The organism is Streptococcus sp. 'group B' (genome assembly GCF_002073795.1).
Lineage (GTDB): Bacteria > Bacillota > Bacilli > Lactobacillales > Streptococcaceae > Streptococcus > Streptococcus agalactiae.
This window is the reverse complement of the sequence record NZ_CP020432.1, coordinates 256014-269452: the sequence shown is the minus strand read 5'-3', so window position 1 is coordinate 269452 and position 13439 is coordinate 256014. Positions and strand designations below refer to the sequence as shown.

11 protein-coding genes are annotated in these 13439 nt (G+C 36.9%); all 11 read right to left on the bottom strand.

Annotated elements, in window-relative coordinates:
* Positions 1-115: 115 nt before the first annotated feature.
* The 11 genes from adhE to purE all read right to left on the bottom strand — a co-directional run bounded on the left by adhE (position 116) and on the right by purE (position 13232).
* Positions 116-2758 (bottom strand): bifunctional acetaldehyde-CoA/alcohol dehydrogenase, encoded by a 2643-nt coding sequence (gene adhE, locus A6J68_RS01475; protein WP_000137031.1) that lies wholly within the window; start codon positions 2756-2758, stop codon positions 116-118.
* A 268-nt stretch (positions 2759-3026) separates the two neighbouring features.
* On the bottom strand, positions 3027-4805 hold the full coding sequence (locus A6J68_RS01470) for an acyltransferase family protein (protein WP_001220913.1): 1779 nt from the start codon (positions 4803-4805) through the stop codon (positions 3027-3029).
* Complete coding sequence (locus tag A6J68_RS01465; protein ID WP_000787702.1) at positions 4802-5182, bottom strand: membrane protein; 381 nt, start codon at positions 5180-5182, stop codon at positions 4802-4804. Before A6J68_RS01465 ends, A6J68_RS01470 begins: the two co-directional genes overlap by 4 nt.
* 6 nt (positions 5183-5188) lie before the next feature.
* A complete protein-coding gene (locus A6J68_RS01460) occupies positions 5189-5626 on the bottom strand; it encodes a low molecular weight protein-tyrosine-phosphatase (protein WP_000754819.1) in 438 nt (145 codons plus the stop codon).
* A 151-nt stretch (positions 5627-5777) separates the two neighbouring features.
* Positions 5778-6776: a Holliday junction branch migration DNA helicase RuvB gene (ruvB, locus tag A6J68_RS01455; protein ID WP_001873969.1), complete on the bottom strand. Its 999-nt coding sequence runs from the start codon at positions 6774-6776 to the stop codon at positions 5778-5780.
* Positions 6777-7072: 296 nt separating this feature from the next.
* A complete protein-coding gene (locus A6J68_RS01450; RefSeq protein WP_000912100.1) occupies positions 7073-7984 on the bottom strand; it encodes a helix-turn-helix domain-containing protein in 912 nt (303 codons plus the stop codon).
* 152 nt (positions 7985-8136) lie between these two features.
* Positions 8137-9435, bottom strand: coding sequence for an adenylosuccinate lyase (gene purB, locus A6J68_RS01445; RefSeq protein WP_000625675.1), 1299 nt, complete (start codon positions 9433-9435; stop codon positions 8137-8139).
* Positions 9436-9452: 17 nt separating this feature from the next.
* Complete coding sequence (locus tag A6J68_RS01440) at positions 9453-10298, bottom strand: hypothetical protein (protein WP_000613836.1); 846 nt, start codon at positions 10296-10298, stop codon at positions 9453-9455.
* 131 nt (positions 10299-10429) lie between these two features.
* Positions 10430-11674: a DUF4041 domain-containing protein gene (locus A6J68_RS01435; protein ID WP_000522367.1), complete on the bottom strand. Its 1245-nt coding sequence runs from the start codon at positions 11672-11674 to the stop codon at positions 10430-10432.
* A gap of 9 nt (positions 11675-11683) precedes the next feature.
* Positions 11684-12757 carry a 5-(carboxyamino)imidazole ribonucleotide synthase gene (gene purK, locus A6J68_RS01430; protein WP_001083998.1) on the bottom strand — a complete coding sequence of 358 codons (1074 nt, stop codon included), beginning with the start codon at positions 12755-12757 and terminating at the stop codon, positions 11684-11686.
* Entirely contained in the window at positions 12744-13232 is a 489-nt protein-coding gene (gene purE, locus A6J68_RS01425) for a 5-(carboxyamino)imidazole ribonucleotide mutase (RefSeq protein ID WP_001182532.1), read from the bottom strand. The genes purK and purE overlap by 14 nt, the downstream gene beginning before the upstream one ends.
* Positions 13233-13439: the final 207 nt, after the last annotated feature.

Sequence of the window (13439 nt, the reverse complement as noted above, 5' to 3'; positions counted from 1 at the left end):
TTATTCACAAACTATGTCAAGTGATTTTCAGAAAATTTTTTGAAAATATTATTAACTGGTTAATCTTTTTGAAACTAAAAATCCCACTCAATAGAGTGAGATTCTTCGACTGTTGTTACTTACGGCGTCCTGGACGTTCCTCATAACCATAATAAGCATCTTCGATGATTTCTTGCATGTGATCTACCATTGGAAGGCGTGGATTTGCTGGTGAACATTGATCTTCATATGCTAAGAAAGCTAGTTCACGAGATTTTTCTTTCCATTCTTTTTCATCAATGCCTTGGTCACGGAAATTCATCTTAATACCTAAACGTGTTCCAAGGTCATACACAGCTTTTGCATATGATTCGACAGCTTCTTCTGGTGTTGCTGCTGGTAAGCCGAGTAATTTAGCGATATCTTGATACTTTTCATCAGCACGATAGTAATTGTACTTAGGCCATGTTGCTGTTTTAGCTGGACGAGTTCCATTATAGCGGATAACATACGGCAAAAGAATTGCATTTGTACGTCCGTGTACGGTATGGAATTGTGCGCCAATTTTATGCGCCATTGAGTGAGAAATACCTAAGAATGCATTGGCGAAAGCCATACCTGCCATAGTTGACGCATTGTGCATCTTTTCACGTGCTTCAAAATCAGCATCTTTTACTGAGCGTTCTAAGTAGTCAAATACAATTTTAATTGCTTGAAGAGCAAGTCCGTCTGTATAATCATTTGCCATCTGTGAAACATAAGCCTCTGTTGCATGTGTCAATACATCCATACCCGTATCAGCCGCAATAAAACCAGGAACAGTCATAACAAGGGCCGGATCAACGATAGCTACAGTTGGTGTTAATGAATAATCAGCGATTGGATATTTACGATTATTTGCTTTGTCAGAGATAACGGCAAATGGTGTCACTTCAGAACCTGTTCCAGAAGTTGTTGGAATAGCAACAAATTTTGTTTTCTTACCAAGTTCTGGGAATTTGAACGCACGTTTACGGATATCCATGAATTTTTGAACGAGGTCATGGAAATCAACTTCTGGTTGTTCATAGAAGAGCCACATAACTTTCGCAGCATCCATAGGAGAACCACCACCTAATGCAATAATAGTGTCTGGTTTGAAGGTACGCATTAAATCAGTCCCTTTCATTACTGTTGTAATGTCTGGATCTGGTTCTACTTCAGCAAAAATCTGATAAACAACTTTATTGCGACGAAGATCAAGTTGTTCAATGATACGATCCAAGAAACCAAGCTCAACCATGGCGTGATCTGTAACAATCATGACACGTTCAACATCGCGACATTTTTGCAAATATTGAATAGAATCACGTTCGAAGTATGTTTTTGAAGGGACTTTAAACCATTGCATATTATTTCTACGTCTTCCTACTTTTTTGATATTCAAGAGATTTATAGCACTAACGTTATCACCAACTGAGTTACGTCCATACGAACCACAACCAAGAGTCAATGATGGCAAGAAAGCATTGTAAACATCCCCAATACCACCAAAAGTAGAAGGAGAATTCCAAATAACACGGATAGCACGAATTCTAGTTCCAAATTCACGAGCTAAGTCTGCATCTTTTGTATGAATAGCAGCTGAGTGCCCTAGACCATTAAACTCAACCATTTGACGAGCTTTTTCAACACCATCTTCTGTAGATTCAGCTTTCAATACTGCAATAACAGGTGATAGTTTTTCACGTGTCAAAGGTTCTTTTTCACTAACTTCAGTACATTCTGCGGCAAGAATATTTGTTCCTTCTGGAACAGTAAATCCAGCTTGTTCAGCAATCCAAACTGCTGATTTTCCAACAATATTTGGATTTAATTTTGCACCAGCACAGTTTTTGCTATTTGCTTTTGCACCAAAACAGAATTCTTCAAGAAGAGCTTTTTCTTTCTTATTAACGAAATAGGTATGATAAGATTTAAATTCTTCAACAAATTCTTTATAAATTTCTTTATCAATAATAACAGCCTGTTCTGACGCACATACCATACCGTTATCAAATGATTTAGACATAACAATATCGTGAGCAGCTTGACGGATATTAGCTGATTTTTCAACATAAGCTGGAACATTCCCAGCACCTACACCAAGGGCAGGTTTCCCACATGAGTAGGCAGCTTTAACCATCGCATTACCACCTGTCGCAAGGATAGTGGCAATACCATCATGTTTCATCAAAGCATTAGTTGCATCAATCGATGGTTGTTCAATCCATTGGACACAATTTTCAGGAGCTCCAGCAGCGATAGCAGCATCACGAACAATACGTGCTGCATGTGCTGATGATTCTTGTGCTGATGGGTGGAAGGCAAAAATAATTGGATTACGTGTTTTAAGAGAGATTAATGACTTGAAAATAGCAGTTGAAGTCGGGTTGGTTGTTGGCGTAATACCACAGACAACTCCCACTGGTTCAGCAATTAATGTCAAGCCTGTGACATCGTCTTCTTCAATAACTCCCACTGTCTTTGTATGACGCATGTTGTTAACGACGTGTTCACATGCAAATAAATTTTTTGTCGCTTTATCTTCAAAGACACCACGACCAGTTTCTTCTACTGCATGAAGAGCAAGTTCTCCATGGGCATCCAAGGCTGCAACAGAAGCTTTAGCTACAATATAATCAACTTGTTCTTGATTAAGTTGACGCATCTCATCAAGTGCTTTTAAACCGTTTTGAACTAATGTATCAATTGCAAGAGCAACATCTGTAGTTTCTACCGCTTTAGTTTTTTCAGTCATTTGAGACTCCTTTTGATTTGTTAAATGTTTCACAAATTTGTTTACGAGATTATTATAGCATATTTAAAAACTTTGTAAATAGTTTCACAACTTTTTTGTGAACTTTTTTTCAATCTTTCGGAAACATTTCTTGAAAGCGCTTTAATTAAATTTGTTTTTTCATTACTAATTTTCAGATTAAAGCCAATCGATTTCATTTGTATCACCATAAACGGAGGTATCTATTATTCGTTTTCACAAAAAAGCCGAGTACATGACTCGGACTTGTTTATTTTGCAGCTCGTTGAGCTGATTTTTGAATAGCTTTTTTGACGTTACTAACATATAAATCAGCCCCTGTAGTATCGCTATCACTATAATGCACACCATCTGTATTTCCCCAGATTTCTGGATGTTCTGTCGCAACCTTATACCAGTCAGCAACCGTTATGTAATTATATTTTTTCATTAGCGAGAGTTCATAATCACGCACTGTCGTAACTTGACTCATATTTTTAGCATTATAAGGCGTTACTATAATCAAACGGTGTCCCTTAGGCAAAGATTTAATAAATTGGCTCAAGTCTGTCTTGTAGTTATCTAATGAATTCACACCAACTGCCAAAACAACAATTTTGGACAAGGCTTTATTTTGAATACGGTTTTCAAAAATATCAAATGATTTACTAAAATTACGACTCACCGCAGCATCTAATTGTACTTCTGGTAACAATTTATTAAAAGCAGCACTTGACCTTAAGGCAACTGAATCTCCGATTACCGTCACATCACTAAGAGCACCTGCATCCCCTGCGGCTAGTGTATGTGTTCGGTTAGTATTTGTTCTAGCTTGTTGTAACGAATTCTGCAATAATTCTGTCTCAAAACTTCCTATACTTGGAGCTGTCAACATTGTCACTACAGTAATAAGAGTTAGTACCCCTCCGATACTAAATAACCACTTTTTGTAAGGCAACAAGTCAAATTCATAATCAAGGAATTTAGGTTTTCTACCTAAAATAAAAGGTTCAATGATATAAAATGATAATGTTGAGAAGACTGCTGATAATACTACTGTCAAAATAACAGCTATCCAGTTTGGGGATAAACGACTAAAAATAATATAAAATGGCCAATGAAAAAGGTACATACCGTAACTGATATCAGCAAGATAAGTAATCACGAAAGGTTCTGAAATATCTGGTGTATGCTCGTGTAAAATACGTGCATTGTAAATCATTACACTAGCAAAAATGCTAGACAAAACAAAACCAAAAAGATATGTTAGCCGATTATCAAAATCAAGTGCAAAAGTTAAAATCATTAGACCAGCAAAAGCACTACCCATCATGATTAAATTATGCTTCAAAGTCAGATTTTTGATATTTTTCTTGAATCGTCCGGTAATCTCTCGAATACCAGATATTGTAGCCACCATCGCTCCTAAAAAGAACGGAAATATATGTGATAATGTAGAGAAATATATCGTTGAAAAATTATCAACGAAAAAGGCTCTAACAAACATGGTAAGGAAGCTGACTCCAAAAACTCCCATGGAAACAAGGAACAAAGTCCCCCTCAATTGCTTTTGATCTTTTGATCTTTTCGATAAGAGCCATACCGTTAAGCCCCATAAAACATAAAAATGGACTTCAATAGAAAGACTCCAAGTATGCACAAATAAGTGAGGGATAAATTGACTTTCGTAGTTACCACCAGTCAAGATTTCGTAAAAGTTGCTGGTAAAACCTAAAGCAGTCATAATTTGAGAGCCAATACTTGCTCTAAAATCGCTTTTAACCAGAAATACAAAAGGTATTGTCACCAAAACCATCAATACTAATGGTGGGAAAATACGGTAAAAACGTCTACGACAAAAACTAACAAAATCAATTTTTTTCGTTTTAGAAAATTCATCAATCAACAAGGCCGTAATCAGAAAACCAGAAAATGTAAAGAAGATGTCAACACCAACAAATCCTCCTGGAAAACTATTCTTAAAGAAATGGTAAAGTAAAACAAGTAGTAGTCCTGTTATACGTACCAAAGAAAACCATTTTATTCTCATTTTTGATAAATCCCCTGTTTAAATGTCCCCTTATAGACTTTCTTATTTTTAGCATTGAGGCGACCTTGTCCATCAGGTTGACCTTTTTTAAAGTCACCTGTATAAGACCAGCCATGAACTGAAACAAATGTTCCTTTCCCTTCAAAGACCCCATTTACAAAATCGCCCTTATAGTAATCCCCATTCTCATAGGTTAATTTACCTTTACCAGTCATATGGTGATTAACAATAGAGCCCACATATTTTATCTTACCGCCATCATAGCTAAGGACTCCTTGACTAGAAGTCGTTAAGGTAAATACTGATAAACCAAAAACAACAATAATTATCAAAGATAATATTTCTAGATGAGTTCGTGTTATTTTAAAATTCTTCATTTCTACTTAATCTCTACTATTATTTATTAGCGTTAACCACTGTTTACAGCCATCACTGACTAGACGATAGGTTTCCTCAAAATCACCAGTATACCATGGATCAGGAACACCACCATCACAAAAAAGGCTAATCTTATCATCATAGGTTCCTTGTGATAGAGCTTTTAAATCCTTGACATTTTGCTCATCCATACCGATGATATAATCAAAATATGCTAAATCGTCTTTAGAAATAGGTTGTGACCCTTTATCGTTAGTGTAAGGAATTTGATAACGCTGCAAAATCGCTTGCGTTCCCCTATGTATAGGATTTCCATGCTCCCATGTTGAAGTCGCGCGACTCTCAACCGAGAGGCTATCCTCCTTATCTAAATTCGCCATAACAAACTCAGCCATAGGGCTACGGCAGATATTTCCAAGACAAACAAAACAGACTTTCTTCATAGCAAACTCCTTTTGGTCTATTATAACAGAAAAAAGGTACTTATAATACGTTTAACTGCTCAAAGAATAACTACAACATATCTAATACTTAACATTGCATGAAAATTAAAAAATTAAGACTAGATACCCTAGCCTTAAAATGACTTATGTTTTATTTATCAAATCGCTGATAACCTAAATGTTCGTATGCCTTATCCGTAGCTACACGACCGGTACGGGTACGCATAATAAAACCTTTTTGAATTAAATAAGGTTCGTACATGTCTTCAACAGTATCTCGTTCTTCAGTAATATTAACGGATAGAGTTCCTAAACCAACAGGACCTCCATTATACATTTCAATCATGGTTCTTAAGATTTTTTGATCGACGTAATCAAGCCCCTCGTGATCAACATCTAACATCGTTAATGCTTTATCTGTAATATTGTCATCTATCAAACCATCTCCCATGATTTGAGCATAATCTCGAACACGTTTCAATAAACGGTTAGCGATACGTGGCGTTCCACGACTGCGACGCGCTAATTCAGAAGCAGCTTCATAAGTAATTTTCATTTCAAAAATATCTGCTGTACGCTCAATAATTTCTGTCAAATCGTTTTCTTCATAATACTCCATATGCCCTGTAATACCAAAGCGAGCACGTAAGGGATTAGATAACATACCTGCACGTGTCGTTGCACCAATTAAGGTAAAGGGCGGCAAATCTAAATGAACACTTCTACTAGTTTCTCCTGCACCGATCATAATGTCAATATAGAAGTCTTCCATTGCACTATAAAGTACCTCTTCAACCGCCATCGGCATACGATGAATTTCATCAATAAAAAGAACATCACCTGGTTCTAAATCATTTAAAATGGCTACTAAATCCCCTGATTTTTCAATTGCGGGACCTGATGTTTGTTTGAGATTGACACCCAACTCATTAGCAATTACAAATGCCATGGTTGTTTTCCCTAAACCAGGAGGGCCAAATAATAACACATGATCCAATGACTCATCACGCAATTTAGCAGCTTCAATAAATATTTTTAGCTGATCTTTAACCTTATCTTGTCCAATATACTCTCTTAAATACTGCGGACGAAGTGTACGTTCTACCAATTCTTCGTCACCCATTGCATCACTATCTAAAAATCTTGTCATGATATTATTATAACATTTGTATAGGAAAAGTTAAGAACTAAGTTGGTGTATTAGTATCTCCCTTATTTAAAGGAAGAATAAACTGATCTTATAGTTAATCCAACCTCAAGAAATCACAGAACAGCTTACTTAGCCCATATTCCACCAACCCATTCCTAAAAACAAATCAAATGAACCTAAATTTGATAATAGAACAAGTAATACTATTAAAAAACATTTTTTAATCACTATAATAAACTCCTAAATAATATTTTGTACGTTTATTATAAATTTTTAGACCTCAGAGTCACAGGACATCAATGTCCTGTTATATCTTCTTGCCACTCCAATTCTAATTTTTTAATTAGATGCTTGTCATCAATCATTTTTGAAAACATAATTGATTGTTGGTAAGCATTTTCTGCAGACTTTATATCATTGTCAATTGTAATGAAGTATTTCCATTGGTACATAAAATATAAAGGCATTTTATGAAAATCATGTGTTGACACCATCGTTTGTCGGCTAACTTCTAACATTTCTGCAAGACACTCTTCACTATTTAAACAAAGTCCAACAAATACACAATTCAGGAGTACATGATTAAACCAAAACAAATCTTCTGCTGTAAGTTTGTGGTTCTGACTTATCAAAGTTTTACATATAGTTTGAAATACTTCTTTAGTAAATGCTCTATTGTTAAATTTAGATACAACTGCACAAGTTAAAAACAAATCTATGATAATCAAATCATTAAGAGTATATTTTTCTTTATATTTTACTTTATCAAAGCATTCGCATAAAACCTCCACACCAAAATTAATGTCTCCTGTTTGATAGACTTCAAATTTAGCTTGTAAACTGTCAATTGCTAAGCACTCGTCTTCTGGAAGATTATCATAGAATTCTTCGAAAATATGATCAAACTGACATTCTCTTAATTTTAATCGTTCAGCATCTGCATAAGTTGGAATTCTTAAAATCAAATACTTCAACTCTTTATACCGTTTAGGTAATTCTAAGCTCTCTCCTCCTGTTAAAATATCTAATTTTACATTCAATTGTTTAGCTATGTAGTGAGCTTTAGTCAAGTTTGGGATTGACTGTCCACTTTCAATCCTAGCTAATTGTCTTACAGATAACTCAGTTTCATCACCACAAAAATCTTCGCGAGTAATATTTCTAGTTACTCTCAAATTTCTTACTTTACTACCAAAATGTTTTAACATTTTCCTTTAAAAACTAACTCCTAAATTTTTCTTCTTATTATATATTATCATAATAAACTCATTTTAAGTATGTTTTTTTAATATTAATTCCTTTTAAATCAATAAAAATTCCATTACTGGTTAAAAAAACGTTAACCAGTAATGGAATTTTTTTATTTTTCTAATCCTAGTCTTTCAAAAATATCATCAACACGTTTTGTGTAATAAATCGGATTAAATAGTTCATCAATTTCTTCCTGTGTAAGACAAGAGGTAACTTTGGTGTCTTCTTCTAAAAGTGGTTTGAAATCCACTTGATTGTCCCAGGAATAAGCTGTCTTAGGTTGAACTAAGTCATAAGCTTCTTCTCGTGTCATTCCTTTTTCAATCAATTTGAGCATAACACGTTGACTATAAATCAAACCAAAAGTTGATTCCATATTGCGCATCATATTTTCCGGGAAGACAGTCAAGTTCTTAACGATATTGCCAAAACGGTTGAGCATGTAGTCAATCAAGATAGTTGTGTCTGGTGTGATGATACGCTCAGCTGATGAGTGCGAAATGTCACGCTCATGCCAAAGTGACACGTTCTCATAAGCTGTCACCATGTGACCACGAATCACGCGCGCTAGCCCTGTCATGTTCTCTGAACCGATTGGGTTGCGTTTGTGAGGCATAGCAGAGCTACCTTTCTGACCTTTGGCAAAGAATTCTTCAACTTCACGTTGTTCTGATTTTTGCAGACCACGAATCTCTGTCGCCATACGTTCGATAGATGTTGCGATGCTTGCAAGTACTGCAAAATATTCTGCGTGGAGGTCACGTGGAAGAACCTGTGTTGAAATTTCTTGCGGACGGATGCCCAATTTGTCACAGACATATTTTTCCACAAATGGAGGAATGTTGGCAAAGTTACCAACGGCACCTGAAATCTTACCAGCTTCCACACCTGCGGCAGCATGTTCAAAACGCTCAATATTACGTTTCATCTCGCTGTACCAAGTCGCCAACTTGAGACCGAAAGTCGTTGGCTCGGCGTGAACACCGTGGGTACGACCCATCATGATGGTGAACTTGTGCTCCTTAGCCTTGTCAGCTACGATGTTTGTGAAATTCTCAAGATCACGACGGATAATGTCGTTAGCCTGCTTGTAGAGGTAACCGTAGGCAGTGTCCACCACGTCAGTCGACGTCAAACCGTAGTGCACCCACTTGCGCTCCTCACCAAGCGTCTCAGAAACCGCACGAGTGAAAGCCACCACATCGTGACGCGTGTCCTGCTCAATCTCAAGAATGCGGTCAATGTCAAAATCCGCCTTCTCGCGAATCTTAGCCACATCCTCTTTAGGAATCTCACCCAACTCAGCCCATGCCTCGTCAGCCAAAATCTCGACCTCCAACCAAGCACGGTATTTATTTTCCTCTGTCCAAATTGCCGCCATCTCAGGGCGTGAATAACGTGAAATCATTGTTTGTCTCCTTTAACTTATTTCATTAAAATACTAGAAATGACATTGCCTAACACCCCAGTTATGGTATTCTGAACATAATCATTTTTGAAGAAACTAGACATTTTATTGACAAAATTTTTCAATTTTCTTTCATCCTCTGCCTCACTAATTTCCAACAATTCTGAATATATCGCTTTATCCGCAGTAGATAGCTGAGTGTTAATAATTAAATTTAACTGCTCAACCATATCAGTCCATGGAATTTCCACACTTTTATGTATATCGGCATTATTAATATTAGAATCTTTTATGATAGTAGAACCATTTGATATATCCCCAGATAAACTAACTTGACTACCGTTATCAATATTTGTTCCAACTATATTACCACTACCTGAGACATCATTTCGACTAGATCCAGATTCATAATTATCGCCCTTTATATTTTGGTTTTTTATATCAATTTTTATATTTTGATTTTTGTTATTGAACGATTTTGTAATTACATCGAAAACTTTATCTCTAAAATTCGAATCTTTAAAATAAAGAAAATAGTCCCTGCTAGAGCCCAAGTTAAAAATAATATAATATTTTGAATTTAAATGTTGCTTATGCTTTTTATAAACTAGGTAAGCATAGCCTACCAAAAATATAAGTCCTATAAAAGGAGGAATCAGTCCTATAATAAATAATACAAATAAAATCACATAATCTAGCAACGTTATTGGAGATGAAAAATTACTTCTACTTACCATTGAGATAGACGTTATCTGAATACTGCTATTTTTTACTATTATTGCATTATCTTTGATTGCTAATGTATCTGTCTCTAATGTATTAGAATCTTCTCTACTTACACTTTTTAGAATATCTTGAATCAATTCTTATTTCTCCTTTTATTTTTTGAAATTAATTTTTGGAATGAAAGATGCCTACAAATAAGTCACAATTATCTTTTCAACAAAGCTACAACTATATTCTGTTATATACAAATACAGTCTTTTCTATATAATTATTTTGTCATCAGACTTTGTCTATATTCAAATGCTTCTGCTTTTTCAGTCAACTCGATAGCAAGTTCTTTATGCTCCTCTAACACTGCTTTGATGTCAGAAAATGGGACTTTAAAATACTCTTTTCGCCCATTAACTTTATTAATTTTATTTTTTTCAAATCTGTTATGTAACTCTTTTTCTAATGAAAAAGCTTCCTCACTAAAAATTAAGGCATGTACATCAAATTGAAATGGAACAGATGCACTCCCTAATTCGCGAATACGTTCCATAGGATCTAGACGCCTTGTAACACCAATCTTGTAAACATCTTCTCCAAATGCACCAATATTTGAAATGATATAAACATATCCAGCAGTTGCATGCCCTTCTCGATAATCAATATCTTCTTCTAACTCATCTAGTTCTGATAATTTATCTTGGTATTCTGCTAATTGAAGATTTAATTTTTCCTTTTCTTCCTCATTAGCTGTTTTAAGTAATTCTTCAACGTTATCTAACATCTGTTTAAAGTGTTTTCTATCTTTTTCAATTTGTTTTCTCTTAGCAGCTAATTCTGCTTGAAGTTTCTTATCTTCTCTTTCCTTCGCACGTTGTTCACGAAGAAGTTCTTTTTCTTCTAATTTCTGAAGTTCATATTCTACTGCTAATTGTAACTCTGAAATTTTTAGCTCAAGATAGTCATTAGATAGACATACCAAATTTCTTGAATACATCTTATTAAGCTGATTAAATGATTTAACAACTGCATCTACTTTTTTACTTAGATTAGTAGCCGTTACCTTTACCAGGTGAGCATCAACTTCTCCATTAAAACCTCTTATCATCGCTTTAATAAGTTGATTTTGCATTGCTCGTCCTTTTGATTTACTGTTATCCAGCAACATAGGTCTTACAATAACACCCGCTTTTTTATCTTTTACTAACTGTTTTTGCCTCTTTCTCAGAGTTTCCAATTCTTCTTTATACTTAGTACTATCTGAGAACTTATATTTTCTCTCAAAAAATCCGTACTCTTGAAGATCTAAATCATCATTAAGAACTATTACCTCTTTTTGTAAAGCTTTAAGTTCTGATTGGCGTTTCTTAAGTTCATCATCAAGTTTTAAAATATCTTTAGCAACCTTTATCTGCCTTGTTAAATCATCCAAAATAGATTGTTTATCTTTTAACTTACTTTCTAAACTACTGATTTTAGCTTCCAAAGCCTCATCTTTAGGCTTTCCGAATCCAAATAGACCCATTTATTCCCCCTAAAACTCCTCCACCTCATCCGCATCTTCCACAAACACCGTTACATGTCCCATTTTGCGGTTATGTTTCGCTTCTAGTTTACCATACATGTGGAGGTGAGCGCTAGGGTTTTGGGCAACATAGTCAATCGCCTGCTGGACATGTTGTCCAAGGACATTAAGCATAACGGCTGGGTCATGGAGCTTGATTGGTGGGAGAGGTTGCCCCAGTACACCCAAGATGTGGGTGTCAAACTGTGAAAAGTCACAGGCTTCGATAGAATAGTGCCCTGAGTTGTGGGGGCGTGGGGCGATTTCATTGACGATGATATCATCTGCGGTCACAAACATTTCCACACAGAGGGTTCCTGATAGCTGGAGTTCCTTGGCAATCTGTACCGCCATTTTCTTAGCCTTGTCAGCTAGTTGGTCTGAGATGCGAGCTGGTACGATAGTTTTTGATAGGATATTGTTGCGGTGGATATTTTCCTGAACGGGAAAGACCGTCACATCCTTGCCATTTCCAGACACGATGACTGAGATTTCAAGGTCAAAGTCGACAAACTCTTCCAAGACACACTCAGCTGAGTTGGCTAATTGTTGCGCCTCTGGCAGGTCTTCTGCTGAGCGGATAACCTTTTGCCCATGACCGTCATAACCACCTGTCGCTGTCTTGAGGACATAGGTCTTGGTCAAGTCAAGCCCCTCTAGGTCAAGGCTAGACGTCACCACCTTATAGGGAGCGACAGTCACTCCAGCCTTATTTGCCAGAAAGTCTTTTTCAAAGATACGGTTTTGAGAAATGCGGAGCAGATCAGTCCCCTGCGGTAGCTGACCAGCTGACACAACGGCATCCAGACCATCGGCATCAACATTTTCAAACTCATAGGTCAAAACATCGCAACGCGCAGCTAATTGTCCCAAAGCCTCAACGTCATCGTAAGGCGCCACAATCACCTCGCTAACGCGGGAGGCAGGGCAGTCGCTAGCAGGATCCAGCGTAATGACCTTGTGGCCCATGTAGATAGCCGCAATCGCCATCATCTGCCCCAGCTGACCACCACCGATAATCCCAATGGTCTTAAATGAGTTCATTGCTTGACTCCTCTGCGATTTTTCCTTGTTCCTCATGGAAATGAGCTAGCGCATCAGCCAGATTTTGGTCCTCGATAGAGAGAATACGGAGGGCTGTTAGGGCAGCGTTAGTCGCTCCCGCTTCTCCGATAGCCATGGTTGCCACAGGCACACCGCCAGGCATCTGCACAATGGAATAGAGCGAATCCAAGCCTGAAAGGGCACGTGATTTGACAGGCACACCGATAACAGGCAGGGTTGTTTTAGCTGCTACCATACCAGGCAAGTGGGCTGCCCCACCTGCTCCAGCAATGATGATTTTGATACCACGACCACGCGCCTCCTCAGCATGCTTGAACATGAGGTCTGGCGTACGGTGGGCAGAGACGACTTTCTTCTCGTAAGCAATGCCAAAGTTATCTAGAACTTCAGCCGTTTTTTGCATGGTTGTCCAGTCGGATTTGGAACCCATGATAATAGAAATAATTGGTTGCATAATATTAAGATACAAAGGGACGTTTCGACTTGTCGAAAATTTTCGTAGAAAAATATGCGGTAAGTCCGAAATCTTTGATTTCGAAGACGCACCCACGTCAGGGCGACTAGGTGCTTTAGCAGCAGACGCCTACGACGCAAAAATCTGACGAAGATGCTTTAGCATCTAGGAAGATTTATCTTTTTCACTAGAAAATTAGTCCCGTGT